Origin of the sequence: Mesorhizobium sp. M0909 (genome assembly GCF_040319515.1) — a bacterium.
Classification (GTDB): domain Bacteria; phylum Pseudomonadota; class Alphaproteobacteria; order Rhizobiales; family Rhizobiaceae; genus Mesorhizobium.
Genome location: NZ_JAMYOA010000001.1, coordinates 292,963 through 319,086 on the forward strand (window position 1 = coordinate 292,963; position 26,124 = coordinate 319,086).

General features: G+C 62.7%; 34 protein-coding genes. 18 read left to right on the forward strand and 16 right to left on the reverse strand.

Going from position 1 to position 26,124, the window contains the following annotated elements; genetic code table 11:
* Window positions 1-16 precede the first annotated feature (16 nt).
* From NKH83_RS01445 to NKH83_RS01465, 5 genes are all read right to left on the reverse strand, one after another.
* Window positions 17-475 (reverse strand): RidA family protein, encoded by a 459-nt coding sequence (locus NKH83_RS01445; RefSeq protein ID WP_352504994.1) that lies wholly within the window; start codon window positions 473-475, stop codon window positions 17-19.
* A 34-nt stretch (window positions 476-509) separates the two neighbouring features.
* Window positions 510-1,304: an amino acid ABC transporter ATP-binding protein gene (locus NKH83_RS01450; protein WP_254816525.1), complete on the reverse strand. Its 795-nt coding sequence runs from the start codon at window positions 1,302-1,304 to the stop codon at window positions 510-512.
* Between the two features lie 4 nt (window positions 1,305-1,308).
* Window positions 1,309-1,959, reverse strand: coding sequence for an amino acid ABC transporter permease (locus NKH83_RS01455; protein ID WP_254816526.1), 651 nt, complete (start codon window positions 1,957-1,959; stop codon window positions 1,309-1,311).
* Window position 1,960: 1 nt separating this feature from the next.
* Window positions 1,961-2,626: an amino acid ABC transporter permease gene (locus tag NKH83_RS01460; protein ID WP_352714346.1), complete on the reverse strand. Its 666-nt coding sequence runs from the start codon at window positions 2,624-2,626 to the stop codon at window positions 1,961-1,963.
* A 68-nt stretch (window positions 2,627-2,694) separates the two neighbouring features.
* A complete protein-coding gene (locus NKH83_RS01465; RefSeq protein ID WP_254816528.1) occupies window positions 2,695-3,576 on the reverse strand; it encodes a transporter substrate-binding protein in 882 nt (293 codons plus the stop codon).
* Window positions 3,577-3,704: 128 nt separating this feature from the next.
* On the opposite strand from NKH83_RS01465, the gene NKH83_RS01470 reads away from it, so the two are divergent.
* Window positions 3,705-4,508, forward strand: coding sequence for an IclR family transcriptional regulator (locus tag NKH83_RS01470; RefSeq protein ID WP_352801748.1), 804 nt, complete (start codon window positions 3,705-3,707; stop codon window positions 4,506-4,508).
* 32 nt (window positions 4,509-4,540) lie between these two features.
* Here NKH83_RS01470 and NKH83_RS01475 read toward each other — a convergent pair whose 3' ends face one another.
* Window positions 4,541-4,744 carry a YdcH family protein gene (locus NKH83_RS01475; RefSeq protein ID WP_023678480.1) on the reverse strand — a complete coding sequence of 68 codons (204 nt, stop codon included), beginning with the start codon at window positions 4,742-4,744 and terminating at the stop codon, window positions 4,541-4,543.
* A 239-nt stretch (window positions 4,745-4,983) separates the two neighbouring features.
* Here NKH83_RS01475 and NKH83_RS01480 point away from each other — a divergent pair, with 239 nt between their 5' ends.
* The 7 genes from NKH83_RS01480 to NKH83_RS01510 all read left to right on the forward strand — a co-directional run bounded on the left by NKH83_RS01480 (window position 4,984) and on the right by NKH83_RS01510 (window position 11,714).
* Window positions 4,984-5,163 (forward strand): YdcH family protein, encoded by a 180-nt coding sequence (locus NKH83_RS01480; protein WP_254816530.1) that lies wholly within the window; start codon window positions 4,984-4,986, stop codon window positions 5,161-5,163.
* 207 nt (window positions 5,164-5,370) lie between these two features.
* Window positions 5,371-6,624 (forward strand): flavodoxin-dependent (E)-4-hydroxy-3-methylbut-2-enyl-diphosphate synthase, encoded by a 1,254-nt coding sequence (ispG, locus tag NKH83_RS01485; RefSeq protein WP_352801750.1) that lies wholly within the window; start codon window positions 5,371-5,373, stop codon window positions 6,622-6,624.
* Between the two features lie 4 nt (window positions 6,625-6,628).
* Window positions 6,629-7,483 (forward strand): lytic transglycosylase domain-containing protein, encoded by an 855-nt coding sequence (locus tag NKH83_RS01490; protein WP_352476162.1) that lies wholly within the window; start codon window positions 6,629-6,631, stop codon window positions 7,481-7,483.
* Between the two features lie 161 nt (window positions 7,484-7,644).
* Window positions 7,645-8,841, forward strand: a complete 1,197-nt coding sequence (locus NKH83_RS01495; RefSeq protein ID WP_352476163.1) for a phosphoglycerate kinase — start codon at window positions 7,645-7,647, stop codon at window positions 8,839-8,841.
* A gap of 140 nt (window positions 8,842-8,981) precedes the next feature.
* Window positions 8,982-10,007, forward strand: a complete 1,026-nt coding sequence (locus NKH83_RS01500) for a class I fructose-bisphosphate aldolase (protein ID WP_352476164.1) — start codon at window positions 8,982-8,984, stop codon at window positions 10,005-10,007.
* Window positions 10,008-10,158: 151 nt separating this feature from the next.
* Entirely contained in the window at window positions 10,159-10,896 is a 738-nt protein-coding gene (locus NKH83_RS01505) for a DUF899 domain-containing protein (RefSeq protein ID WP_352476165.1), read from the forward strand.
* An 86-nt stretch (window positions 10,897-10,982) separates the two neighbouring features.
* Complete coding sequence (locus NKH83_RS01510) at window positions 10,983-11,714, forward strand: SGNH/GDSL hydrolase family protein (protein WP_352476166.1); 732 nt, start codon at window positions 10,983-10,985, stop codon at window positions 11,712-11,714.
* Window positions 11,715-11,828: 114 nt separating this feature from the next.
* Here the strand turns inward: NKH83_RS01510 and NKH83_RS01515 are convergent, their stop codons facing one another.
* Entirely contained in the window at window positions 11,829-11,990 is a 162-nt protein-coding gene (locus NKH83_RS01515; protein WP_008873884.1) for a hypothetical protein, read from the reverse strand.
* Window positions 11,991-12,193: 203 nt separating this feature from the next.
* Between NKH83_RS01515 and NKH83_RS01520 the strand changes: the two genes are divergently transcribed.
* The 3 genes from NKH83_RS01520 (at window position 12,194) to NKH83_RS01530 (ending at window position 13,642) form a co-directional block, all read left to right on the forward strand.
* On the forward strand, window positions 12,194-12,361 hold the full coding sequence (locus NKH83_RS01520) for a hypothetical protein (protein WP_254816537.1): 168 nt from the start codon (window positions 12,194-12,196) through the stop codon (window positions 12,359-12,361).
* Between the two features lie 141 nt (window positions 12,362-12,502).
* Window positions 12,503-12,904, forward strand: a complete 402-nt coding sequence (locus tag NKH83_RS01525; RefSeq protein WP_352476167.1) for a hypothetical protein — start codon at window positions 12,503-12,505, stop codon at window positions 12,902-12,904.
* A gap of 18 nt (window positions 12,905-12,922) precedes the next feature.
* Window positions 12,923-13,642: a helix-turn-helix transcriptional regulator gene (locus NKH83_RS01530; protein ID WP_254816539.1), complete on the forward strand. Its 720-nt coding sequence runs from the start codon at window positions 12,923-12,925 to the stop codon at window positions 13,640-13,642.
* A gap of 107 nt (window positions 13,643-13,749) precedes the next feature.
* Here the strand turns inward: NKH83_RS01530 and NKH83_RS01535 are convergent, their stop codons facing one another.
* The 3 genes from NKH83_RS01535 to NKH83_RS01545 all read right to left on the reverse strand — a co-directional run bounded on the left by NKH83_RS01535 (window position 13,750) and on the right by NKH83_RS01545 (window position 16,067).
* The gene (locus tag NKH83_RS01535; protein ID WP_254816540.1) at window positions 13,750-14,445 is read right to left on the reverse strand and encodes a DUF1013 domain-containing protein; all 696 of its coding nucleotides are present in this window, start codon (window positions 14,443-14,445) and stop codon (window positions 13,750-13,752) included.
* A gap of 342 nt (window positions 14,446-14,787) precedes the next feature.
* Window positions 14,788-14,928 (reverse strand): DUF1127 domain-containing protein, encoded by a 141-nt coding sequence (locus NKH83_RS01540; RefSeq protein ID WP_023720976.1) that lies wholly within the window; start codon window positions 14,926-14,928, stop codon window positions 14,788-14,790.
* A gap of 128 nt (window positions 14,929-15,056) precedes the next feature.
* Window positions 15,057-16,067, reverse strand: coding sequence for an NAD(P)H-quinone oxidoreductase (locus NKH83_RS01545; RefSeq protein ID WP_352650790.1), 1,011 nt, complete (start codon window positions 16,065-16,067; stop codon window positions 15,057-15,059).
* A 124-nt stretch (window positions 16,068-16,191) separates the two neighbouring features.
* Here NKH83_RS01545 and NKH83_RS01550 point away from each other — a divergent pair, with 124 nt between their 5' ends.
* The 3 genes from NKH83_RS01550 (at window position 16,192) to NKH83_RS01560 (ending at window position 18,048) form a co-directional block, all read left to right on the forward strand.
* Window positions 16,192-16,386, forward strand: coding sequence for a DUF1192 domain-containing protein (locus NKH83_RS01550; RefSeq protein WP_352801755.1), 195 nt, complete (start codon window positions 16,192-16,194; stop codon window positions 16,384-16,386).
* Between the two features lie 95 nt (window positions 16,387-16,481).
* The gene (locus NKH83_RS01555; protein WP_254816543.1) at window positions 16,482-17,729 is read left to right on the forward strand and encodes an MFS transporter; all 1,248 of its coding nucleotides are present in this window, start codon (window positions 16,482-16,484) and stop codon (window positions 17,727-17,729) included.
* 31 nt (window positions 17,730-17,760) lie between these two features.
* Window positions 17,761-18,048, forward strand: a complete 288-nt coding sequence (locus tag NKH83_RS01560) for an ArsR/SmtB family transcription factor (protein WP_254816544.1) — start codon at window positions 17,761-17,763, stop codon at window positions 18,046-18,048.
* Window positions 18,049-18,191: 143 nt separating this feature from the next.
* Here NKH83_RS01560 and NKH83_RS01565 read toward each other — a convergent pair whose 3' ends face one another.
* Together NKH83_RS01565 and NKH83_RS01570 are read right to left on the reverse strand one after the other, a co-directional pair.
* On the reverse strand, window positions 18,192-18,848 hold the full coding sequence (locus NKH83_RS01565; protein WP_352801758.1) for a glutathione S-transferase family protein: 657 nt from the start codon (window positions 18,846-18,848) through the stop codon (window positions 18,192-18,194).
* 49 nt (window positions 18,849-18,897) lie between these two features.
* A complete protein-coding gene (locus NKH83_RS01570) occupies window positions 18,898-19,749 on the reverse strand; it encodes an alpha/beta fold hydrolase (RefSeq protein ID WP_352801760.1) in 852 nt (283 codons plus the stop codon).
* Between the two features lie 97 nt (window positions 19,750-19,846).
* On the opposite strand from NKH83_RS01570, the gene NKH83_RS01575 reads away from it, so the two are divergent.
* The 3 genes from NKH83_RS01575 (at window position 19,847) to NKH83_RS01585 (ending at window position 21,207) form a co-directional block, all read left to right on the forward strand.
* Entirely contained in the window at window positions 19,847-20,371 is a 525-nt protein-coding gene (locus NKH83_RS01575) for a winged helix-turn-helix transcriptional regulator (protein WP_352801762.1), read from the forward strand.
* A 76-nt stretch (window positions 20,372-20,447) separates the two neighbouring features.
* Entirely contained in the window at window positions 20,448-20,678 is a 231-nt protein-coding gene (locus NKH83_RS01580) for a hypothetical protein (protein WP_023678501.1), read from the forward strand.
* Window positions 20,679-20,775: 97 nt separating this feature from the next.
* Window positions 20,776-21,207: a GlcG/HbpS family heme-binding protein gene (locus NKH83_RS01585; RefSeq protein ID WP_254816549.1), complete on the forward strand. Its 432-nt coding sequence runs from the start codon at window positions 20,776-20,778 to the stop codon at window positions 21,205-21,207.
* A 10-nt stretch (window positions 21,208-21,217) separates the two neighbouring features.
* Here the strand turns inward: NKH83_RS01585 and NKH83_RS01590 are convergent, their stop codons facing one another.
* The 3 genes from NKH83_RS01590 to NKH83_RS01600 form a co-directional block, all read right to left on the reverse strand.
* Window positions 21,218-21,619 (reverse strand): hypothetical protein, encoded by a 402-nt coding sequence (locus NKH83_RS01590; protein ID WP_352801765.1) that lies wholly within the window; start codon window positions 21,617-21,619, stop codon window positions 21,218-21,220.
* A gap of 200 nt (window positions 21,620-21,819) precedes the next feature.
* Entirely contained in the window at window positions 21,820-22,002 is a 183-nt protein-coding gene (gene rpmF / locus NKH83_RS01595) for a 50S ribosomal protein L32 (protein ID WP_006203806.1), read from the reverse strand.
* Window positions 22,003-22,141: 139 nt separating this feature from the next.
* Entirely contained in the window at window positions 22,142-22,900 is a 759-nt protein-coding gene (locus NKH83_RS01600; RefSeq protein ID WP_352801983.1) for a biosynthetic peptidoglycan transglycosylase, read from the reverse strand.
* 79 nt (window positions 22,901-22,979) lie between these two features.
* Between NKH83_RS01600 and NKH83_RS01605 the strand changes: the two genes are divergently transcribed.
* On the forward strand, window positions 22,980-23,897 hold the full coding sequence (locus tag NKH83_RS01605; protein WP_352476173.1) for a polyprenyl synthetase family protein: 918 nt from the start codon (window positions 22,980-22,982) through the stop codon (window positions 23,895-23,897).
* A gap of 173 nt (window positions 23,898-24,070) precedes the next feature.
* On the opposite strand, the gene NKH83_RS01610 is transcribed toward NKH83_RS01605, so the two are convergent.
* Entirely contained in the window at window positions 24,071-25,960 is a 1,890-nt protein-coding gene (locus tag NKH83_RS01610; RefSeq protein WP_352801767.1) for a potassium/proton antiporter, read from the reverse strand.
* Between the last annotated feature and the right edge of the window lie 164 nt (window positions 25,961-26,124).

The following is a 26,124-nucleotide window of genomic DNA, read 5'->3' on the forward strand; positions in this document are numbered from 1 at the left end:
CCTGTTTCGAACGATTTCAGGCGATCTCGACGACCGCCTCGATTTCAACTGTGATGTTGCCCGGCAGCGAGCCGACACCGATTGCCGAGCGGGCATGTCCGCCGATCTTATCAAAGACGGCGGCGAAAAGATCGGAACAGCCATTCACCACCTTGGGGTGCTCGCTGAATGTCGGCGTCGCATTGACAAAGCCAAGCAGCTTGACGACGCGCACGATGCGGCCGAGGTCGCCGGCCGCCGCATGCATGACCGCGAGCAGGTTTAGGCCGGTCAGACGCGCATGCCCATAGGCCTCTTCAACGCTGACGTCGTCGCCGACCTTGCCGGTGCAGAGCGCGCCGTCGGCGCGCAACGGCCCCTGGCCGGAGAGGAAGATCAGCCGTCCGCTCTCGGCATAGGTGACGAAGTTGGCGATGGGCTTCGGCGGCTCGGGCAGTGTCAGGCCCAATTCCGCGAGCCGGATGTAAGGCGTCATAAAAGCTCCTTGCGACAGCTTTCGCCGTCCGATGTCAAAAATGCGAGGCGCGAAATCGCGCCAGGAAGCTGCGAAGGCGTTCATTGTCGAACCCCGCCGCCAGAATCTCGGCGGGTGGTCCGACGGCGCTGACGCCGCCGTCCGCCATGAAAACGATGCGGCTCGATGCATCGCGTGCAAAAGCCATTTCATGCGTGACCATCAGCATCGTCATGCCGTCTTCGGCAAGGCTGCGAACGACCTCGAGCACCTCGCCAACCAGTTCGGGGTCGAGCGCCGAAGTTATCTCGTCGAGAAGCAGTATCTTCGGCTCCATCGCCACGGCGCGGGCGATGCCGACGCGCTGCTGCTGGCCGCCGGACAACTCGGCCGGCAGGCTATCGGCCTTGTGGGCGAGGCCGACCCGGCCGAGCCAGTGCTCGGCAATGGTGCGGGCCTCGGCATTGCTCTTGCCGCGCACCTTGCGCAGGCCAAGCATGATGTTGCCGGCGGCAGTCAAATGCGGAAACAGATTGAAGCTCTGGAACACCATTCCGGTCTCGGCTCGCATCGCCGCCAGGTCGCGCTCGCTGCGTCGCTGGCGTGTTCCCGTCTCGCGATAGCCGACCTCCTTGCCATCGATACGGATCGAGCCGCTGTCGTAGCTCTCTAGGAAGTTGACGCAGCGCAGCAGCGTTGTCTTGCCGCTGCCGGAAGGGCCGATGACAGTCACCACCTCGCCGCGTGTCACCTTGAGACTGACGGAGCGCAGGACCTCGACGGATCCAAAGGCTTTGGAAACCTCGGAGACATCGAGAAGTGCCGGATTCTGGTGCGGGGCATTGGACATCTTGCTATTCCCGGATGAATGAGAAACGCTGCTCCAGCCGCCGGCTGGCCAAGGAGAGGGCGTAGTTGACGGCGAAGTAGACGAGCGCACCGAGAATGTAGAGCGGCATCGCCTCATAGGTGCGGCCGATGACCTGGTTGATTGCCTGCATCAGGTCGGTGATGCCGAGCAGCGAGACCAGCGCGCTGCCCTTCACCGCGTCGGTCACGCCATTTATCCAGGGTGGCAGGAAGCGTCTGAACGCCTGCGGAAAAATGACGTAGGCCAGCCGCTGGCGAAAGGTCAGTCCGATCGCCATCGCCGCCTCGGACTGACCCTTGGGAATCGAGCCGACGGCGCCCCTCAGATATTCGACCACCTGTGCGGTCTTGAACAGGGTGAGGGCGAGTACGGCCGCCCAAAAGGATTCCAGATGCAGCCCCACCGCGGGCAGGCCGTAATAGACGAAGAAGATCAGCACCAGGATCGGAATGCCGCGTATGGTGTCGCTGAAGATGCGCACTGCCCAGCGCAGCGGAGCCGGACCGTAGACAAGGCCGACGCCCATCAGCACGCCGGCGATGAGCGATAGCACCACGACCAGCAGCGACACCCACAAGGTCACGGCAAAGCCTTCGGCGAGGAACGGCAAGGCGTAAATGATCTGGCTCAGCATCTCAGCGCGCCGCCTTGAACCGGCGCTCGACCAGCCGCAACGCGAAAAGCAGTGCATAGCCGGTCAACAGGTACATCGCCGTCACCACCAGATAGACCTCGACAATGCGGAACGTGTTGAAGTTGATCCACTGGGCGCCGTAGGTGAGCTCGGGTACCGAGATGACCGATGCCACGGACGTGTCCTTGAAGAGCGATATGAATGTGTTGGAAAGCGCCGGCAGGGTTATGCGCAGCATCGTCGGCAGGCGCACGTGGAGCAGCCTTTGCCATGGCGTCAGGCCGATTGCCTTGCCGGCGTCGAGCTGTCCGCGCGGCACCGCCTCGAGCCCCGAGCGAAACACCTCGACCAGGTAGGCGCCGCTGTAGAGCGATAGCGTGGCAATAAATGAGGTTTGCGCACTGTAGGCAATGTCGACCACCGTCGGCAGGCCGTAGAAGACCAGATAGACGAGCAGGATCAGCGGCACGTTGCGGATGAACTCGACATAGCCCGCGATGATGGTCCGCACCGCACGTCCGGCCGATACGTACCAGACCGCCAGAACGAGCCCGATGACGATGCCGATCGCGATCGAGATGACGGCCAGTTCGAGGCTTAACAGCAGTCCGCCCCAGAGCTTGTCGAAATGCCGCCAGATCAGGTTGAAGTTGAGGGTATAACCCATGCATCCCCGTCATAGAGGGCTGTGATGAGAGGGGGGCGGAAGCACGTTTGTCCTTCCGCCTGCTTGCATCAGATGACCGGGAAACCGGGATGGCGGGCCGGCGGCTCCTGTCCGAAATAATCCTTGAACGCAGCGTCGTAGAGTGCCGTTTCATGGCCGAACATGGCGATGGTGAAGGTCTGGTTGACGAAGGTCAGCCAGTCGAGGTCGCCCTGCCGCAGTGCGGCGCCATAAAGCATCGAGAACCAGCTCTTGCCGGCATCGAAGTATTTGTCCGGATTGCGCGAGGCGAGCCAGCGGACCGTTGACAGATCGACCGCGGCAGCGTCGACGCGCTTCGATTCCAGGGCCTGCAGCACGTTGGCCTGCGTGTCTATCTGCATCACCTGCGACTCCGGCAGGACGATATGCACATTTGCCTCGGCATCGACGTTTTGCAGGATGGAAATCCGGGTCGCCGAACCGGCGGCAAGCAGCTTGTCGAAGGTCTTGTTTTCGGCGTTCGGAAGGGTCAGCAAGGCGATGCCTTCGACGTAGTAGGGTCTGGAGAAGTGGATCAGCTGCGAGCGCTGGGCGGTCATGGTCATGAACTGGATGGTGATGTCGACCTTGTTGGTGGTCACGTTCGGAATGCGCTGAGCCGGATCCTGCATGACGAATTCGACTTTGGTCGGGTCGTCGAAAAGCCCCTTGGCGAGAATGCGACCCATGGTGATGTCCATGCCCACCAGTTCGCCGGCGTCGTTCTCGAAATGCCAGGGCGCATTGGTACTGCCGGTGCCGACGATCACCTTGCCGCGCTCGAGGACGGTGCGCAGCAGGCTGTCCGGCGCTGCCTGGGCCGCCGCTTTCTGAACGTCGACCGCGGTAGCGGCGCTCATAACTCCGGCTGTTGCAAGCCCGGCCATTCCCAGTTTCAGAAATTCACGCCTTTTGGATGTGTCGTTCACGGCGACCTCCTTTCGTGTTGTGTTCCCCTTTGGACCAGCGATACAGGCATCGGTTGCAACTGATGTAATTGTCTCTTACAAGAGACGCCTGTACTCTGTACAAGACAGATTAACATCAGGGATCGATAATGCAAGATGGCAATGCATTGGCCGCTCGACCGGACGTCGGACTGGACGAAGACAAGACCTCAGGCTCTCGGGAGAAGGGTCTCAACCGGGTTCTCCAGATTTTGGAGTTTCTCCACACTAACCAGCGCGCGATCGGCGTTGGCGATCTTGCCAAAGGAGTGAACGCGCCGCGTTCGACGACTTATACGCTGGTGCGCTCGCTGGTCGACGCAGGCCTGCTTGAGATGGCTGGAGACGGCAATCGGGTCTATTTCGGAAAGAAGCTTTATCTCTACGGAATGGACTATGTGCGGGGCAACGACCTGCTCAGGCGAGGGCGCCAGGAAGTCGACCATCTGTCGCGCGAGACCGGCGAGACCTCGGAGCTGTGCACGCTGCAAAGCGGCCGCTACACCATCGTCCATTCAAGTCCGGGAACGAGGCCATTCAGGATCAGTTCGGCGACGGGTCTGCAAATACCGCTTCCCTGGACAGCTTCCGGGCGGCTGCTCCTCGCCGGGTTCGACAGGGCGGCGATCGAGGATATGGTCTCGGAAGACGATCTCGTGCTGCCGGACGGCCGCAGGTTGCGGCTCGACGATTTCATAGCCGACATCGCCGTCGCCAAGTCGGCCGGCTACTGCGTCACCTCCGGCCTTGTCGATGCCTACACGAAATGCCTGGCCGCGCCGGTCTTTTCCGCGCCGGGCAGGGTCGAGGCGACGATGTGCCTGGTGGTTCCCATCGATACCTCGACCGAAAAGACCGATGACCTGATAGCGCTGTTGCGCGAGCGCGCCGCACGGCTTTCGATCGCGGCATAGCGCTTTTCCAGCAGGCCGGCGCCGGCGTTCGTTCAAGCAATAATGTCTGGAATGATCTTGTCTTCCAGCGCCATCAGCCTGTCCTTCAGGAAAAGCTTCTTTTTCTTCATGCGCTGGATCTGCAGCGGGTCGCAATTCATGGCGATCATCGCATTGATGGCCGCGTCGAAATCGGCGTGTTCCTGCTTCAGCCGGGAATATTCGAGGCGGATATCCGCCTGTTCCTGATCGGACATTTTTACCGTCTGCACGTCTGCGGCGCCCAAACACTGGGCCTGATTGGGCGGGACCGGGGCCTTCTTGCACCGGCGCGCAGCCCATACCACATTTCACATTGTCGTGGAATGCTACCACGCAGCATTCGACATCGGTGCTCGATGGTGGCACACTGTCATTATGCCGTCACAGAAGCGAGCCTGCGGTGGACGTGCCTTGGCGGCTGCAATCGAGGAAACCATGAAAGGGAGAACCAATCATGTCTCTTGCATCCCATCTTGATGAGCTGCAGCGGAAACACGGCGACATCGAACGGGAAATCGACGATGCGATGGCGCATCCATCGGTAGACGACCTCGAAATCGTGAATCTCAAGCGGCGCAAGCTGGCGCTCAAGGACGAGATTGAAAAACTGAAGGCGAAACCGACGACGCACTGAAGCCCTTCCAGGACTAGAAGCGCGCGCCGCCCGGCGCGCGTCTCTTTCCGGTGGCATATCGCTATGCTGCCGGAAATGCATGTGGATTTGCGGCAAGCTGCCGTCTTGTCATTTCCGATTTGCTAGGCCTGCGCGCCAGTCGCCATTGACAAGCCATCTTTGCTCCTCCACCTCATGCCCGGACCTTCAAGATTAAAGGCAGCCGGCATGACCGGGTATTTTTCCTCACCCTTCCCACGCCGCAGGTCGATCGGTGTCGATGTCGGCGGCGTGATTGTCGGCGGCGGCGCGCCGGTCGTCGTCCAGTCAATGACCAACACCGACACGGCCGATGTCGATCAGACGGTCGCACAGGTGGCGGCGCTGCATCGCGCCGGCTCCGAGATCGTGCGCATAACCGTCGATCGCGACGAAAGCGCTGCCGCCGTGCCGGCCATCCGCGAGCGGCTGGAACGACTCGGCATCGACGTGCCGCTGGTCGGCGATTTCCACTATATCGGCCACAAGCTCCTGGCCGACCACCCGGCCTGCGCCGAGGCACTGGCCAAATACCGCATCAATCCCGGCAATGTCGGCTTCAAGGACAAGAAAGACCGGCAGTTCGCCGCGATCGTCGAGATGGCGATCCGATACGACAAACCGGTACGCATCGGCGTCAATTGGGGTTCGCTCGACCAGGAGCTGCTGACCCGGCTGATGGACGACAACCAGGCCCAGGGCTTTCCGCTGACCGCCCAGGAAGTGACGCGCGAGGCAATCGTGCGGTCGGCAATCCTGTCGGCCGAAATGGCTGAAGAGATCGGCCTTGCCCGCGAGAAAATCATCCTGTCGGCCAAGGTCAGCGGCGTGCAGGATCTGATCGCCGTCTACACCGAGCTTGCCACCCGTTCCGACCATGCGCTGCACCTCGGCCTGACGGAGGCGGGCATGGGCTCGAAAGGCATCGTCGCCTCGTCCGCGGCCATGGGCATCCTGCTTCAGCAGGGCATTGGCGACACCATCCGCATCTCGCTGACGCCGGAGCCAAACGGCGACCGCACGCGCGAGGTGCAGGTGTCGCAGGAGCTGTTGCAGACCATGGGCTTCCGGCAGTTCGTGCCGATCGTTGCCGCCTGCCCGGGCTGCGGGCGCACAACCTCGACCGTGTTCCAGGAGCTTGCCCAGAACATCCAGGCCGACCTGCGCAAGAACATGCCGGTGTGGCGCGAACAATATCCCGGCGTCGAGAACCTCAAGGTCGCGGTGATGGGTTGCATCGTCAACGGTCCGGGCGAATCCAAACACGCCGATATCGGCATTTCGCTGCCCGGCACCGGTGAGACGCCGACCGCCCCGGTGTTCGTCGACGGCAAGAAGGCGGCGACCCTGCGCGGCCCGTCGATCGCCGCGGATTTCGAGAAAATGGTTTCCGACTACATCGAACGGCGGTTTGGGCAACACGGCAAAGCCGCGGCGGAGTAGTTCGATGCGGCGTTTGCTTGGGGCGACGCTGGTTGTCATTTCCGGGCTGGGCTGGGCGGCGGCCGTCCAGGCCGATCCGCCGCGGCCCGCCAAGCAGAAGCTGATCGATCGAGTTTGCGATCTTATCGAGACGCATGCCGACCAGAACGGCCTGCCCCGGGATTTCTTTGCCCGGCTGATCTGGAAGGAGAGTCGTTTCGATCCCAACGCGGTCAGCCCCGTCGGCGCGGAGGGTATCGCCCAATTCATGCCGGGTACCGCCAAGATGCGCGGGCTCGCCAATTCGTTCGATATCGAGCAGGCTATCCCGGCCTCGGCAAAATATCTCGCCGAAATGAAGACCGGCTTTGGCAATCTGGGCCTCGCCGCAGCTGCATACAATGCCGGCGAGAGCCGGGTGACGCGCTGGCTGAATTCCGGCGGATTCCTCCCGATGGAGACCGAAAGCTACGTCCTGGACGTCATGGGCGAGCCGGCCGACAGGTTCACCGATGCCGCCTACGCCGGCGTCATCCGGCCGCTCGACAAGAAGGCGACTTTCGCTGCCGCTTGCCGCGAGCTGCCGGTGATCATGTCCAGAACCGTGCCGATGTCGTCGATCAACATCAAGCCGTGGGGCGTGCAGGTGGCCGGCAATTTCCGTCGCGCCGCGGCGCTCAATCAGTGGAGCAACGTCAAGCGCAGGTTTCCAGCCTTGCTCAGCGGTCGCGATCCGGTGGTCAGCCGGGTGCGCACACCGATCGGCAGGCGCGGCATCTATGCGGTGCGGATCGGCGCCGACACCAAAGCCAAGGCCGACGATATTTGCCAGAAACTGCACAGCGTGGGCGGCGCATGCATCGTGGTGCGCAATCGGTAAGCCATATGTCGGTGCGTTTTCGCGCCATTGCTGCCATCTTGCTCCCCGTGGGCACTTCGTCCTCGACACGTGAATCATATTTTTGGTGAACCGTTAACCAGGTCTTGCATCGTCGTCGATGCGGGGTAAGGTCCCCGCGATTTTTCGCGAAAGGGATCAGCATGGCCGGCTTCAAGACACTGGACGACATCGGCAATATCAGCGGCAAGCGTGTGCTGGTGCGTGTCGACCTCAACGTCCCCGTCACCCAGGGCAAGGTCACCGACACCACCCGTATCGAGCGCATTGCACCGACCATCGCCGAGCTTTCCGGCAAGGGCGCCAAGGTCATCCTGCTTGCCCATTTCGGCCGGCCCAAGGATGGACCGGTGCCCGAATTCTCGCTCGAGCCGATTGCCAGGGCGACGGCGGACGTGCTCAGCCGCCCCGTCGGCTTTGCCGCCGACTGCATCGGCGACAAGGCCGCAAATGCCGTTGCTGCCATGAACGGCGGCGACGTGCTGCTGCTCGAGAACACCCGCTTCCACAAGGGCGAGGAGAAGAACGACCCGGCCTTCACCGAAAAGCTCGCCGCTAACGGCGACATCTTCGTGAACGACGCCTTCTCTGCTGCGCACCGTGCCCATTCGTCGACAGAAGGGTTGGCGCATGTGCTGCCGGCCTTCGCTGGGCGCACCATGCAGGCCGAACTCGATGCGCTGGAAAAGGGGCTTGGCAATCCAGTCCGTCCGGTTGTCGCCATCGTCGGCGGCGCCAAAGTCTCGACCAAGATCGACCTGTTGATGAACCTGGTGAAGAAGGTCGACGCGCTGGTCATCGGCGGCGGCATGGCCAATACGTTTCTAGCGGCGCGCGGCACCGACGTCGGGAAATCCTTGTGCGAGCATGATCTCGCGACCACCGCCAAGCAGATCATGATCGAGGCGGCCGAGGCCGGCTGCGCCATCATCCTGCCCGCCGACGGCGTCGTCGCCAGGGAGTTCAGGGCCGGCGCCGCCAACGAGACCGTCGCCATAGCAGACGTGCCGGCCGACGGCATGATCCTCGATGTCGGCGCGAAAACCGTGAAGACCATTGCCGAATGGATCGACCGCGCCGCGACGCTGGTCTGGAACGGGCCGCTCGGCGCTTTCGAAATCGAGCCATTCGACCACGCAACGGTGGCGACGGCCAAGCACGCGGCAGCGCGCACCAAGGCCGGCAGACTGGTCTCGGTCGCTGGCGGCGGCGACACGGTGGCGGCGCTCAACCATGCCGGCGTCAGCGATGATTTTACTTATGTATCGACGGCCGGCGGCGCTTTCCTCGAATGGATGGAAGGCAAGCCGTTGCCCGGCGTCGACGTCTTGAAGCGCTGAGCGCGACCGCAAGAGCAGCGCGAAGGAGTGCGCCCGCGACTTTCAATCGATTCGCGCTCGTTTGACGAAATGGTTCGACTTGAACCTGCGTTGCTCTGGTGGTCTGCTGGGCACGGATCAATTCTTTCAGGAGAAGCACGATGAGCGAACGTCTCGAGGACATTGCCGCCGCGATGGTGGCCGATGGCAAAGGCTTGCTGGCGGCCGACGAAAGCTCCGGCACCATCAAGAAACGCTTCGACGTCATCGGCGTCGAGTCGACCGCCGACAGCCGGCGCGACTATCGCGAGATGATGTTCCGCGCCAGCGAGGCAATGACCAAATACATTTCCGGCGTCATCCTCTATGACGAGACCATCCACCAGAAGGCGGCCGACGGCACGCCGCTGGTCGACATCATCAAGGCATCAGGCGCCATCCCCGGCATCAAGGTCGACGCCGGTGCCAAGCCCCTGGCCGGCTTTCCCGGCGATACCATCACCGAAGGCCTGGACGGCCTGCGCGAACGCCTCGCCGACTATTACAAGCTCGGCGCCCGCTTTGCCAAATGGCGCGCGGTGATCGACATCGATGTCTCCAAGGGCGTGCCTTCCGCCACCTCGATCGGCTCGAACGCCCATGCGCTCGCCCGTTACGCCGCGCTTTGCCAGGAAGCCGGCATCGTGCCAATCGTCGAGCCGGAGGTGCTGATGGACGGCGCCCACGACATCGACACGTGCTACGAGATCAGCAAGGCGACACTGACAAAGTTGTACACCGAGCTCTATGCGGCCCGCGTCGCGCTCGAAGGCACCATCCTGAAACCGAACATGGTCCTTGCCGGCAAGAAATCGGGCAAGGTCAGCAGCCCCGAGGAAGTTGCCGAAAGGACCATAAAACTGTTCCGCGAGACGGTGCCGGCGGCGATTGGAGGCATCGCCTTCCTTTCGGGCGGACAATCGGACGAGGAGGCGACCGCCAACCTCAATGCCATCAACGCCGTCGGCCCGCATCCGTGGAAGCTGACCTTCTCCTATGGCCGCGCCTTGCAGGCCGCTCCGCAGAAGGCCTGGGGCGGCAAGGCAGCGAACGTCGCCGCCGCGCAGGCCGCCTTCGCCCATCGCGCCCACATGAACCATCTGGCGGCGCTTGGACAATGGCAGCCGAAGCTTGAGCAAGCCGCCTGACCGAAGACATCTTGCGTTTCTCCCGACCCGGGCCACGTGCCCGGGTTTTTGTTTGAAAGCAGCAAGGGCTGCAATTTCTTGCAACTGAAATGCAGCCGGGTGTCGGTATTGCTCGCTGCCGAACGTCCTCCGTGAAAAGAGGAGCAGACCTATGCCAAACAACAAGATCGTTTCGCAGGAAGACTGGTTTCAGGCGCACAAGGCGCATCTGGCGCGCGAAAAGGAATTGACGCGCTTTCGCGATCGTGTCGCCGCCGAACGCCGCGAATTGCCGTGGCTGAAGAGCCGCAAGGACTACGTCTTCGAGACCGAGCAAGGGCCAAAGAAACTGCCCGACCTGTTTGGCGGCAACAGCCAGCTGATCGTCTACCATTTCATGTTCGGGCCGGGCGCCGATTATCGCTGCGAAGGCTGCTCATTCCTTGCCGATCATATCGACGGCGCCAACCAGCATCTCAGGCACCACGATGTCTCACTTGTCGTGGTAGCGCGGGCGCCATTGGCCGAATTGCTGCCCTACAAGCAGCGTATGGGCTGGAAATTCGACTGGGTGTCGTCCTACGCCTCGGACTTCAACTTCGATATGCAGGTGTCATTCACGGACAAGCAGATCGCGGCCGGCGATACGACCTACAATTTCGAGCGGCGTGCGCGAAACTCGAAAGACCTTCCCGGCGCCAGCGTGTTCTATCGCGACGAGAAGGGCGACATCTTCCTGACCTTCGTCTTGCGCTCCCGAGGCGGCGATCCGCTGATCGGCGCCTATCATTATCTCGACCTGACGCCGAAGGGTCGCAACGAAACCGGCCCGCATCATAGCCTCGTCGACTGGGTGCGGCTGCATGACGAGTACGAAGATCAATCCGGGACACATGACTGCTGCCATTGAGGCGACAAGGGTGTCACTGTAAGGTCGTTCACCTCCAATGCAACATGCGCTAAGTGCTGTTCGCTATGCCCTAAAAGGGACTTGCCATGCGGCGCTTTCCGACCCTTCTCACCTGGTTCGCCTTTCCGGTCTATGTCTGGCAAGGACTTGGCGTGCGTCGCCGCACCACCCGCATGCTGCCGGCACAAGGTCCGGTCATGCACGAGATATCTGGCCTGACGCCAGCAATCTCGGTTCTGGTGCTTGGCGATTCCTCCGCCGCCTCGGTAGGCATCGGCAATTCCGAAAACGGATTGGCCGCGCAACTGGCCGTTCTGATTGCGCAACGCACCGGCCGCATCGTGCGCTGGCGGGCAGCCGGCTTCAACTCGGCAACCTCCGGCCAGATCCGCGATCATGTGCTGCCCAACCTATCGGCCGATCCGTGGACGCATATCGTGCTGGCGATCGGCACCAACGACACCAAGAATTTTCATTCGGTACCGCGGTTCAAGCGCGAGTTTGGCGGCCTGCTTTACGCGCTGCGCGCCAAATGGCCGGAGGCGCGCGTCGTGTGGTCGCCGGTGCTTGAGTTCACCCGGGCGCCGGCAATGCCGCCGCTGCTCGGCAAGATTCTCGAAATCCGTGCCGTCGAAATGAACCGGATGGGCGCGCGCCTTTGCCTCGAGCGTGGCGCCATACCGGCGCCCCGCCTGCCGATCACCGATGCTGATGCCGGCTTCGCATCGGATGGCTTTCATGCTTCGGAAGCCGGCTATCGAGCCTGGGCGGAACATCTGGTCAGCCTGGTGCTCGGCAACGAACCGGGCGTCGCGTAGCGGCCGCCGGCACCAAAGCGCGTCGCGTTCGACTGGCCTCATCCGACGTGCTTCAGGTCCTGTTTCTATGCATGTCGTTGTCGCAAAACCGCTGCACACTTTGCGCGACATGCATCACGTCCAGTGCCCGAGCACCGCCGTAATCGAAATCGCCGCCATCGCCAGCAGCGCCAGCTTCCAGAAATCGCTGCGCCGCTTCAGCCCGGGCCAGCCGAGCGGCTTGATGAGCTGGATGACCATCATGGCGATGATGACGAGCGCGAGAAGTTTCGACATGCCGCCTTTGATCAGCATCGCGGCTGGCTGTCAAAGCGGCTCCGCGATCGCCGTCTTTCCAGTGTGGCAGGCCTCTTTTCAGCACTGCCTGATCACTTCGGTCGACAAATCAAAACGCCGGTCAGGAGAGACGCACCCTCCTGACAGACTGCTGTCAGCAGGGGTGTGCGATAGTGCCTGCATCGAAAGAGAGGAGACCAGCCATGAACGGTTTTACCATTCTGCGTAGCGTGCAGCACTATGTCGGCAAGATCCGGACGATGCGCAATGAGATCCGCACCCAGCGGTTCATGAATACCCTGCCGGCGGACATCCGCAAGGATATTGGTTGGCCGGACATGTATGGCGACCGCCGCAATGGCGGCAATTAAGGCAAGCTTTCTGGGTGGCGTTTGGATGCAACCTGGCGACGAGCTGAAATGAGCATGCTGAAGCCTCCTGACAGTATGGTGTCAGGAGGCTCGTGCCATAGTGCGATGGCCGCCGGAGACGGATGGCTGAGAGGACGATCGATGAAAAGCTGGAGCGACAGGCTGAACATGCCTGGCATCAACGGCATAAAACCGTCGCCACGCACCATCGGCGACGTCGTCGAAGGGCAGCCGATGCTGGTTCCTACAGCTCGCCAGGTCGATGCATTCATCCGCTCCATCCCCGGAGGCATGGATATCCGCGCTTTGCGCACCGTTCTCGCCATCGAGCACGGTGCCGAGGTGACATGTCCGGTCACCATCGGCTATCATCTGCGCACTGTCGCCGAGGCCGCCAACGAGGATCTTGAGCGTGGCATGGCGCTGAGCGACATTGCGCCGTTCTGGCGGGTGCTCGACGCAAGCATGCCGACAACGAGGAAACTGTCCTTCGGCGCGGCCTTCGTCGCCGCGCAGCGCAAGCGCGAAGGGCTGGAACGATAGACGCCGAGGGTCCATACGATGCGCCGCGCCGACAGGCTCTTCCAGATCGTGCAGCATCTGCGTGGTGGCCGTCTGGTCACTGCCCAGAAGCTGGGCACGTGGCTCGAGGTTTCCGAGCGGACGATCTATCGCGACATCGCCGACCTGCAGTCGACCGGCGTGCCGATCGACGGCGAGGCCGGTGTCGGCTACATGATGAGGGAGGGTTTCGACCTTCCGCCGCTGATGTTCACGCGTGACGAGATCGTCGCGCTGGTCGCCGGCGCCCGCATGGTGCGCGCTTTTGGCGGCGCGGCCATGGCACGAGCCGCCGACGAGGCGCTGGTCAAGATAGGCGCCGTGTTGCCCGACGCCGAAAAGGACCGCATCGCCCGTACCGAGATCCACACGCCGATGTGGGTGGTAAGCGATGCCGCCCGCGAAGCCATCGACCTGATCGAGCGGTCCATCGAGAAACGTCAGGTGCTGACCATCGACTATTCGGATGAGGCCGGCCGCAGCACCGCGCGCGACATCCGCCCGCTCGGCCTGTGGTTCTGGGGCAAGGTGTGGACCTTGGTCGCCTGGTGCGAGATGCGCAGCGATTTCCGCGCTTTCCGCATTGACCGCATCGCCTCGGTGGTCATCGCCGGCCGCACCTTCAAGCCGGAGCGCGGCAAGCAGCTCGCCGATTTCTATCGCGCGGTGGAGCGCAGCGAGGATTACGGCATGGCGCCGGACCGGGCGGCGCGGAGCTGACACGGAAGATCACAAAAAAGCCCGCTTGAAAGCGGTCTCAGACCGCTGACAAACCCCGCCGATTCGGCCGGCTTGAAAGCGGGCGTTTTGTTTTGGATGCGAGATGCCTACTCCTCTTCGTCGGCATCCTTGTCCTTCGACTTTAGCGCCGAAAGCTTGGCGAAGACGGCGTTGGCGTCGAGTTCCTGGTCCTCGTCTTTCGGCTTTTCCGGCGCCGGCACCAGTCGTTCGGTCAAGGCGGCCGGCAGCAGCGTATCGCCGACCGGCTGCGCCTGCTCACGGCCGCGCGAGGCGCGGTTGATTTCCATATCGAGGTCGATCTGCGACGTCAGGCCGAGCGTCACTGGATCCATCGGCTGGAGATTGGCGGAGTTCCAGTGCTTTCTGTCGCGGATCTGGTCGATCGTCGACTTCGTCGTGCCGACAAGGCGGGCAATCTGCGCATCCTTGAGCTCGGGATGGTTGCGCACCAGCCAGAGGATGGCGTTGGGCCGGTCCTGGCGCTTCGACAGCGGCGTGTAGCGCGGACCCTTGCGCTTGGATTCCGGCACACGCACCTTGGGATCGGAGAGCTTCAGTCGGTGGTTCGGGTCCTTCTCGGCGCGCGCAATCTCGTCGCGAGTTAGCTGGCCGGTCATGATCGGGTCCATGCCCTTGATGCCTTGCGCCGACTCGCCGTCGGCGATCGCCTTGACCTCAAGCGGATGCAGTCCGCAGAACTGCGCGATCTGCTCGAAGGAGAGCGCTGTGTTGTCAACCAGCCAGACGGCGGTCGCCTTTGGCATCAGCAGCGTATTGGCCATCACAAAAATCCTTCTCGTTCGCCCGCGTTCCCGCGCGGGCGGTGGTTTAGAGCCACCAAAATGGGAAAATCGCGGTCTATATAACCGCTCGCTCGCCGTTTCGCAATGTTTTTGGGAGGCGCGTGTCAAGGACGGCCGGCAGACCGCGACGGGATCGGCAGATGACGCCATGCAGTCGAAAGCTTCAAAAAGACAAAGCCCGCCAGACCAAGGTCGGGCGGGCTCGGAACCGGCGACGGAAATCCGTCTGCTGCGGCTCTGGCTTCTAAGGCTTGATCCCGAACCGCGGGTCGGCGTTACGGAAAAGCAACGCCCGGTCTTCGGGCGGGATCGTGCTCGAGATCAAAGCCCTTGGCGGGCGATTCTCTCGATGTCGCCGCGGTTGATGCCGAGGTCGTTGAGCTGACGAGCGTTCAGCCGGTTCAGTTCGCGCACGGTTTCGTTGTACATGCGCCAGTTACGGAAAGCGCGGATCGGGTTCATGGTAGTCCTCCATCGTTTCGATGCCGCGTAAGTAGGCATCGGCGATGAAAAATTGAACAGACGCTTTTGCATGGCCGCAATGCGTTTGTTGCATTGCACCATTAAGCTTTCGTTCAGCCTGTTTGCCGTCAGGCGACATCGAGCACAATCTTGCCGATGTGCTCACCCTCCTCCATCCGCTCATGCGCCCGCCAGGCTTCCTTGAGCGGGAAGATCGTGTCCATCACCGGCGCAACCTTGCGCGTGCCGAGCAGCGGCCAAACCTGCGCCTCCAGTGCCGCCGCCACTGCCGCCTTGAACTCCACGGTGCGTGGCCTGAGCAGCGATCCCGTATGCACGAGCCGCTTTGCCATGATCTTGAAGAAATCGGCGCTCGCCACCGCTCCGCCCTGCGTCGCGATCTGGACGATGCGGCCTTCCATGGCTGCAGCCTCATAGTTCCGCGCCACATAGTCGCCGCCGACCATGTCGAGGATGACATTGGCGCCCTTGCCGCCGGTTGCCTCCTTGACTGCGGCGACGAAGTCCTCCTCGCGGTAGTTGATCGCCCGGTCGGCACCGAGCTTGAGGCAGGCGTCGCATTTCTCCTTGCTCCCGGCGGTGGTGATGACATAGGCGCCGAAAGCGGCAGCAAGCTGGATCGCCGTCGTGCCGATACCCGACGAGCCTCCATGCACGAGCAGCGTCTCGCCGCTCTTCAGGCCGCCGCGCTCGAAGACATTGTGCCAAACGGTGAAGTAGTTTTCCGGCAGCGCCGCCGCTTCGGTGTAGGTAAAGCCGGCGGGCAGCGGCAGCACGCTGCCGGCGTGCACTCTGACATATTCGGCATAGCTGCCGCCCGCGGTCAGCGCACAGACCCGGTCGCCGACGCGCCAGCGTGATATCTCGTCGCCGAGGGCGGCGACTTCGCCCGCCGCTTCCAGGCCCGGCAGATCCGATGCTCCCGGCGGTGGCGGATAGGCGCCCTTGCGCTGCTGCACGTCCGGCCGGTTGACGCCGGCGGCACGCACCCGGATCAGGATCTCGCCGGGACCGGGAACCGGCACGTCGCGGGTTTCCGGTTTCAGCACCCGCGGCCCGCCCGGTTCCGATATGGCGATCGCCATCATCTTGGCCGGAATTTTCTGTGCGTTCGCCATGAGTTTTCCCGTCGTGTTTCGCCGGTTTCTCGCGCCAGCTGTTGCCGGCCATTTGCATCCATACCCCTGCCCTATGTATGCTCATTGGCAAATCAGGCAAATGGGCAATCACGGAGCAGCGACGATGGCGGTCTTCGACGACGAACCCAAGAAGAAAGCGCGCCCGCACGAGATCGGGCAGGATCTGTCGCTGCTTTCCGTCGATGAATTGTCCGAGCGGATCGGCATCCTGCGCGACGAGATCGCCCGGCTGGAGGCCGAGCTCAAGACCAAGGGCTCCACCAAGTCGGCGGCAGAGGCGCTGTTTCGCCGCAGATAGTGCGGCGGGTAATTCCAAAAGCTCGGGCACGCCGCCGAAAAGCCCGAATGCCGCTGTCTCCAGACTTGTGCCTTAAACCCCAGCCGGATTGAAAAATGTTCGCAAGCTACAGACCGATTCTCTCGCTGCTGCGCGGCACCGCGTTCCTGCTGGCGGCATCCGGGCTGCACGGGCTGCTGTTGCCGCTGCGCGGCCAGGTGGAGGGCTTCTCGACAGCATCGCTCGGCCTGATGGGCACGGCTTGGGCCGGCGGCTTCGTCACCGGCTGCTTCTTTGCGCCACGCATCGTGCGCCGCGCCGGTCATGTCAGGGCTTTCGGCGCCTTTGCCGCATCTGGGGCGATCGTCGCACTCCTCACCGGCCTGATCATCGACGAATATACCTGGATCCTGCTGCGCGCCTTCACCGGCTTCACCATGGCCGGCGCCTTCATGGTCATCGAAAGCTGGCTGAACGAGAAGGCCACCAACGAAAACCGCGGCACCGTCTTCGGCCTCTACATGATGGTCACCTATGCCTCGATCATGGGCGGTCAAATGATCGTGGCCGGCGGCGATGTGAAATCGGCGTCGCTGTTCATGATCACCGGCATTCTGTTTTGCCTGTCGCTGATCCCGACGGCGGTCTCGACGGCGTCGCACCCCAAGCCGCTGCAGGACGTGTCGCTTGACGTCAAAGGTCTCTATGTCAATTCGCCGGTCTCGGCGATCGCCTGCGTGCTGATCGGCATCGCCAACGGCGCCTGGGGCACGCTTGGTGCCGTTTATGGAGCGCGCATCGGCATCTCGACGGCCGAGATCGCGCTGATGATGAGCCTGGTGGTCATCGCTGGCGCCGCCATGCAGCTTCCGGCCGGGCGGCTCTCCGACACGACGGACCGTCGTTTCGTGCTGGCGGGCGCGGCTTTCGGCGCTGCGCTGTTCGCCATCGCCATCTTCCTGTTCGAACCGCGCTCAGGCGTCTTCGTCATCGTCTGCACCGCCGCCTACGGCGCCTTCGCCTACACGCTCTATTCGATCGCGGTGGCGCATGCCAATGACCATGCGCGATCGGAGGACTTCGTCAAAGTGTCGGGCGGCCTGCTGCTGCTTTATGGCTTCGGAACGATGATCGGTCCGCTGCTGGCCGCCGGCCTGATGGGCTGGATGCGCCCCGAGGGGCTGTTCCTGGCCACTGCGCTCGCGCATCTCTGCCTGGCCGGCTACACGCTGCTGCGCATCAGCCGTCGCGCGCCGGTGCCGATCGAAGGCCGCGATGCCTTCAAGACCCAGCCGGCCGATCGCTCGGTAACGCCGGAAGCGTTGCGGCTCGACCCGCGCAGAAAAGCTGAAACCGACGGTTGAGATTCGAGGCGCTTTGCCCCACAAATAAGGCATGATGCTTTCCGACGCCTTCATGGCGATTGCCGATCCCAACCGGCGCCATCTCTTGGAAGAGCTCCGGCGCGGACCGAAGACCGTCAACGAATTGGCATCCGGCTTGCCGGTGTCCCGCCCGGCCGTTTCGCAGCACCTGAAGGTGCTGCTTGATGCCGGGCTGGTCAACGCCAAGCCGGAAGGCACCAGACGCGTCTATACGGTCAGCAACGCCGGCTTCCTGAAGCTCAACATCTGGCTCGACCAGTTCTGGGATGCGGAGCAGCTCGGTTCATCCGGAAGCTGAGGGGCGTCGTCAGCACGTCGGCAACTATGCAGCTTCAGGCCTAAAGCAATTCCAGGAAAAGTGTGAAACGGTTTTCCGTCCGGAATTGCGCAAAAAACAAAGAGATAGAGCGGTCCGGCGTTTCCGTGAAACGATGAACCACTCTAGCCATTGTTGTAGGGGAAGAGCTTGAAATAAGGCTGCGCTTCCTCGATCACACGGGCAACCGAGGGGCGTTGCAGCAACCGGTCGTGATAGCGCCTGACCGCAGGATATTCGTCTCCGAACGGCTCGACCTTGTTGGCGTAGAACAGCGCGGGGGCGGCAGCGCAGTCGGCCATGGTGAAGCTCGCGCCCACCGCCCATGTCCTCGACTGCATGTCCTGTTCAATGATGGCGTAGGAGCTGCGCAGCTGGGCGCGGGCCTGCTCGACGCCGAACGGATCGGTCTTGCCCTCCGGCCGCAGCCGGTCGCCAACGATCTTCTGCATCGGTTCCTGGACGTAGAAGTCATAGAAGCGGTCGGCGAGCCGGGTCTGGCGAGCGAGATCGAGATCGGCGGGGATCAGTTCGACCGGCCCAGGATAATACGCGTTGAGATATTCGATGACGATCGTCGATTCCGGCACGGTCCGGTCCAGCGCTTCATCGCGCAGCACCGGCATCTTGCCGAGCGGCCACAATTTCAGAAACGCGGCGCGCGACTGTGCATTGCCGAGATCGACAACGACGGATGTGAATGGCGTGCCGTTCTCATAGAGCGCGATCAGCGGTTTCCAGCAGAAGGAGGCCAGTGGATGAAGGTGCATAATTAGGGACATTGTTTGTCGTTCCTTGGGTGGTCTGTCTCGCGGTGTCGGGGTCGGGTAACTATCTGGCCTGGCTGTGGGCGACGATGGCATCGATGATCGCGGCCCAGTCGTCGGGATGCAGCTCGTGGCCGCTCCCCTCGATCCGGAGCAGCCTTGCACCGGCGACCGCGTCGGCAAGAGCGGCGCCATGCTCGACTGGAAAGATGGGATCGTCCGTGCCGTGGATAACAAGGAGCGGGATTTTCATGTCGCGCAGCCGACCCGTCCAGTCCTCGCCGCTCCCATCTTCGCCACTCTTGAGCATGAAATGATTGGTCGCACTTAGAAAACCGCCGGACCGGTCATAATCTTCTTCGACGAAAGCCCGTGTTCGCCGCTCGTCGAAAGAGTGCGCCGCACCGGTGAGCGCATGCGCGTCCTTAACGATGAAATCGACCACTTGGCCCCGGTCCGCCCAGTCGACCTTCGCGCCTTCGGCCGAATGTCTCCTATAGGCCTCGGTGGTTCCGGGCAGATGCGACGTATCGATGCCCAAGGGCGAGCTGCTGATCACCGTCAGCGAAGTGACACACGACGGGTATTTCAACGCAACGAGCTGCGCGATCATGCCGCCCATCGACATGCCGACCATATGCGCCTTTCGCATTCCATGGTCGTCAAGGACGCGGATAGCATCGTCCGCCATGTCGTCGAATGTATAAGGCGGCTCGCCCGGCGCGTATTTGGTCGAACGGCCGGTATCGCGATTGTCATAGCGGATCACGAAGCGACCCTCGCCGGCCAGCTTCCGGCAAAACGCTTCGGGCCACCAAAGCATGGAAGCCATCGCGCCCATGATCAACAACACCGCCGGATGGGCCGGGTCGCCGAAGGTCTGGGATACGATTTCGGGGTGTCCGGCGCTTTTCATGGCTCTCCTCCGTGGGCTTCCAATCTGATTGCAATTTGCAATCAGTTGCACGATATTAAAACCGATACAATAATGCAACCGGTTTTTGGAGATTCGCATGAACATCGATCGTCGGTCCGGATGCCCCATCAACCTGTCGCTCGAAGTGTTCGGCGACCGGTGGAGCCTGATCATCCTTCGCGACATCATCTTCGGCGGCAGACGCCACTTTCGCGAACTGCTCAACGGCTCGATGGAGGGCATCGCATCCAACATCCTCGCCGACCGGCTGAAGCGGCTGATGGAGCTCGGCATGCTGACCAAGACGGGCGATCCCTCCCACAAGCAAAAAGCGATCTACAGCCTGACCGAAATGGCGATTACGCTGGTGCCGATCCTGGCCCATCTCGGCGCCTGGGGCCGCGTCTGGCTGCCGGTCAGCGACGAGCTCTCGATCCGTGCCGAGCTTCTGGAAAAAGGCGGCCCGCCGATGTGGGAGCAGTTCATGAACGAGTTGCGCTACGAGCATCTGGGCACATCTCCCGCGCCAGCTGGACCCACTGTCCGCGCGATCTTGCAGGCGGGATACGATGCGGTGGTCGCCCGCAACGCGGAGCGAGTCGGCTGCGATCCGGCGCCATGACCAACTTATTTTCCCAATTGCGGGCTGGCTCTGCTATCAAGGGACTGAAGATAATTTACGGGATTGGATAACGCTCTTGGTCGAGAACTCTAAGGACACTGCCCGTGCGCGGGCCGATTTGCGTTTCAAGAAACAGGAAGAGGCAGCCACGGTGCGCCAGAAGGCGATGGCGGAATATGTCGCCGAGAGCGACGCCCGCCAAGCCAAAACCAACAAGCTGCGGGCGCTGCGCCTTGCCAAGGAAGCGGAAGACCTGGCCAATGCGCCTCCGGCGCCGGTGAAGAAGCCTCGCGCCAAGAAGAAATAAGCCGACGCTCCCTGGATCCCACTGCTTTCCTTTCGTACGCGAACAGTTTTACCGCGATCAGTTCTGCCGGTTGATAACTGGCGTTTAGGAGACGGCCATGACCGCACTGACGCTCGACAAAGCCCTTGAAATCATCGCCGCCGCCTTTGCCAAGGGTGCCGAGCTCAAGCTCAGGCCGCTTGGCGTCTCGGTGCTCGATGCCGGCGCCCATCTGGTCGCGTTCCAGCGTCAGGACGGCGCGTCGTTCCTGCGTCCGCAAATGTCGGCCGGCAAGGCCTATGGCGCGCTCGCTATCGGCATGGGCTCGCGCCGGGTGGAAGCCTTCGCCAAGGAGCGCCCGCATCTGATCGCCGGCGTCTCCGACGTGTCGGGCGGGCGCGTCCTGCCGGTCGTCGGCGGCGTGCTGATCCGCAACGAGGCCGGGACGATCATCGGCGCCGTCGGCATTTCCGGCGACACGTCCGATAATGACGAAACGGCAGCCATCGCCGGCATCGAGGCGGCTGGCTTTAGCGCCGACCCGGGCTGAGCCGGGATCCTTAATTCATATTGATGTCGCGGCTGGCCGACCGCATCGACACCGAAAAGCCGGCCAGTACGTCGATCAGCGCTATGACCATCAGTGTGAAGAAAACAGAATGGGCGGCTCCCTTCACCAGCAGGAACTCGACCAGATAGGCCACAAAGACGAAGGTCGACAAAAGGTGGTCCATGATCGAGGCGTTTGTCGTACGCGTCGACTTTACTACTTCGACGAACAAGAAGATCAGTGCGATCAGCACGATGAGATCGCCCAGGGTCATCGAGAACACGCCACCCGACATCATCCGGACCGAAAAGATTTCGGTCGCCCACGGATCGTCGCCGCTGCCGAATATTCCTAGAAGCCCGAGATTGTAGAGGATGAAAGGCACGATCAGCAGCGGGATGGCACCGAACATGTGGCGGCTCCGGTTGGACTGATCTTTGTAGAGTGCGCCCCGCGTTCGCCGTCAAGAATTTTCGTGCGACCGATAAACACGGACAAAGACGGCGTGAAACAACAATGTCAGGCCCGGCTGAATACGATCAGTTGTCGCAAACGCAAAAAGACCGGCCAATGGCCGGTCGTTTCGCAACCTGTAAGCCGTCGAAAGCTCTCTCAGCTTTCCTTCGGCTCCAGAACCTGGCGACCGCGATACATGCCGGTCTTCAGGTCGATATGGTGCGGACGGCGCATCTCGCCGGAGTTCTTGTCCTCGACATAGGTCGGGGCCTTCAGTGCGTCGGCGGAACGGCGCATGCCGCGCTTCGACGGAGAGGTTTTTCGTTTCGGAACGGCCATGGATATGCTCCACTACATGGTCAAAACGCCCCGGCGGCCCTCGTGAAAGGGCCACATCAGGGGCCGGAATCTGAGAAAGTCGGCTGCCTATACACGCCCGATGGCGTTTTGGCCAGCGTCGCCGTGTTTTTTTTTGACACTATCGCAGGCAACCGACATAGGCGCCGGCGCGGCCCGCACGCCGCTCGATCAACGCGGCAAGCCGCCTCAGTCCCGGCCCGGGCTTCGCTGGATTGCGCACGATCGGGTTCGGCAAGGTGACGGCAAGCAGCGCTGCCTGCCGGCGCGACAGCTGTTTTGCCGAGACGCCGAAATGATGCTGGGCGGCGGCCTCGATGCCGTAGACGCCCGGTCCCCATTCGGCGATGTTGAGGTAGATCTCCATGATCCGCCGTTTCGACTGCACCGCATCGAAATAGACGGCCAGCGGCAGTTCGACGACCTTACGGACCGAGCCCAACGGCCGCGACCATAGATAAAGGTTCTTTACCGTCTGCATGGTGATGGTCGAGGCGCCACGTGTCATCTCGCCGGCGAGCGCATCGTCGACAACGCCGCGCAACTCGCCCAGATCGACGCCGCGATGGAAACAGAACTGCCCGTCCTCCGACATGATGACCGAATATGCCAGCACCGGCGCGACATCGTCGATGGAAACCCAGCGCCGATCGTAGCCGGAAAACGTCGCCAGGTCCTTCAGCATCAATGTCGACACCGGATGCACGAATGACGGCAGGTACAGGAAGGTCAGCAGCACCGGCACCAGCGCCAGCACGACAGCGACGGCGATGCCGCGCCGGACCCAGCGTTGAAGACCGATGCGGCTGCCGCGTCTCGGTCTTGCCATGTCCAACCCTTCGGTTTCGTGATCGACGATCGGTTCCGCCAAGCCATCCAGTCCGCGCTACTCCCTGCCCCCGGCATAATGGCGCTTGGCTTCTTGCGCAACGTCTGAGTGTCGGCTACCGCTCCCGACCATGACGAAAGACGACCAAATGGCGTTCGAAGCCGCACTTATTGCCCGGGCAGTTCCACTCGAGGCGCTGCTGAGACGGTTGCTCGACGGACGCACGCTTTCAGGCGAGGTCGCGCGGCCCGAACGCCTGATGGCGGCAATGCGACATGGCGTGCTGAACGGCGGCAAACGACTGCGTCCCTTCCTGGTTATGGAAAGTGCTGCACTGTTTTCAGCCGACGGCGAGGCGGCGCTGCGCGTGGCGGCGGCGCTCGAATGCGTGCACTGCTATTCGCTCATCCATGACGATCTGCCGGCCATGGACGACGACGATTTGCGCCGCGGCCAGCCGACTGTGCACAGGGCTTTCGATGAGGCGACCGCCATTCTTGCCGGCGACGCCTTGCTGACACTTGCCTTCGACATCCTTGCCGACGAGGCGACAATGCTGCCGGCCGAGCGCAGGGCAGCGCTGGTGCTGGCACTGGCCCGTGCCGCCGGGGCGGGAAGCATGGTCGGCGGCCAGATGCTCGATCTCGAGGCCGAACAAAGCCGGCCGGACGAGGCGGGCATCATCCGGCTTCAGGCGATGAAAACCGGTGCGCTGATCCGCTTTGCCTGCGAAGCGGGAGCCATCCTTGCCGGCGCGCCGTCGGGCGACCGCGAAAGGCTGGCCGAATTTGGTTCGGCGATTGGGCTTGCCTTTCAACTTGCCGACGATCTGCTCGACCTGACCGCCGACGCGCATCAGATGGGCAAGGCCACGGGCAAGGATGCCGCGGCCGGCAAGGCGACGCTGGTCGCGCTGCACGGACCGGGCTGGGCGCGGGACCAGCTCCAGGGCCTCGTCGACCAGGCTCATGCGCTGCTCGAGCCTTTTGGCGCACAAGCCGCGCTTCTGAAACAAGCGGCGCAGTTCGTAGCGGCCCGCAACAATTAAAAGCGCCCCCATGGCGCCGTACAGTCACGGAGAATTGCCGACTGTTCGGCCAGATGCCTTGGAGCAGTCGATCGGGAACTCCGGCGATGTCGGACCATATGGCTCGCCACGCCAGTTGCCGGGCCATTCTTCAACCCTCGGCGGCAGGGTTCCGCGGCTAGCGTCGACAGCGGTCAGCCTTCGCCAGTTGCCTTTTCCGCCACGGGCTGCGGAACCGGTTCCAGCTCGGCCTCCGCCTCGACCGCCTGCGCTTCGGCCGGCTTGCGCCGGTTGCGGATGAAGGCGGCGATGCGGTCGCGGATTTCGCCGGCGCTGAGGAACACCGGAACGCGCGCCACCGGCGCGGTCGGCTCGAAGGACAGGCCAAGGCCGGTGATCCTGCCCTTGTCGTCGACGTCGCGAACGATCAGCTCGATCGGACCGAGCAGCACGCGGTCGGCGTATTCGGCGTGGCCGCCGAGCCGCGTAGTGACCAGGTCGCCGATGCTGAGCTTGCGTTCCGCTTCGGTCAGGCCCGGCGCATAGGCGGTCTCCAGTTCCTCGGCGGAGCGTGACGGATCGACAGCGAAGGCGCCGAAGAAATCCGCATCCTCGGGATCGACGACGGCGCGGCTGGCGAACAGCTTGTCGAGCAGGCGCGGATAGCGGTCCGGCACAAAGATGTAGACGTGGTCGCCGGCCGCCAGCCGGCCCATATCCTGGAAGCGCATCGAGCGTCCGTCGCGCAACACAAGCGATGGCCGCGCCCAGCGCGGAATGCGTTCGCCGCGCGCCACCGGGCTGCCGGGTGCCACGCGGTAGGCGAGAAGCTCATGATGGGCGGAGCCCGGCAGTTCCAATTCGACCTTGTCGAGCGGTCCCAGGCGGGCCGGCACGATAAGGCCGAGGCGGCGCGCCAGCGGCCCGACGGTCCATCCCTGGATGATCAGCGAGACCAGCACGATGATGAAGGCGGTGTTGAAGATGAGGCGGCCGTTGTCCAGGCCGCCGAGCAGCGGCGTGATGGCAAGCAGTATCGACACGGCGCCACGCAGGCCAACCCATGAGACAAAGGCGACTTCCGGGCGTGGCAGGCGGAACGGCACCAGGCACAGCCAGACCGCGATTGGCCGTGCCACAAATATCAGGAACAGGCCGAGCAGCACTGCCGGCACCAGGATCGCCGGAAATTGCGAAGGCGTCGCGAACAGGCCGAGGATCAGGAACATGATGATCTGCGCCAGCCACGACATGCCGTCCTGGAAGCGCTTGAGGATGGTGACGGCCCGGATATCGGAATTGCCGGCAATCAGGCCTGCGAGATAGACCGCCAGGAAGCCGGAGCCGCCGACGGCGCCGGCGGCAGCAAACACCATCAGCGACAGCGTCAGCACGAAGATCGGCAGCAGGCCGTGATCGAGATTGAGGCGATCGACAAGACGCACAATGGCCATGCCGCCGAGAATGCCGATGACCGCACCGAGGCCCATGTTGACCAGGAAACCGACGGCAAGATCGGTAACCAACACCTTTGCCTCGGGGTGGATGTTGGCGGCGATGACCTCGACCAGCGTGATGGTCAGGAAGATGGCGATCGGGTCATTGGTGCCGGATTCCACCTCGAGCGTGGACCGCACGCGCTCGCGCAAATTGATCTCGCCGGCGCGCAGCAGGAAGAACACCGCCGCGGCGTCGGTCGAGGCGACGGCGGCACCGAGCAGGAAGGATTCCAGCCAGGTCAGGTCGAGCAGATAATAGGCGGCGGCGCCGAACAGGCCGGTGGTCAAAAGGACGCCGAATGTCGCCAGCGACAGCGCCGGCCCGGCCGCCTGCCGCAAGGCGTTGAGCGGCGTACCGAAGCCGGAGTCGAAAAGGATGACCGCCAGCGCCAATGAGCCGGCAAAATAAGCAACTCGGGCGTTGTCGAAGTGGATGCCGAGACCGTCGGTTCCGGTAGCGAGGCCGATGCAGAGAAACAGCAGCAGGAGAGGGGCGCCGAAACGGAAGGCGATCAAGCTCGAAAACGCGGCGGCAACGACAAGTGCTGCTCCAACAAGCGTCACCAGATAGATACCATGCTCCATTCGTTGGTCGCCCCTAGTCGATATGCTCCGGCATCACGGGAGAGTGGGGCGAAGACATGGCCGCTGCAAGGCAGCAGCGTGGCTTTTTGCCCCACGCTGCCGATCGTCGAACGTTTTGGCATTCCCAAGCAGCAGAGCGTGCGTCAGCGGTTCGTGCTGCAACG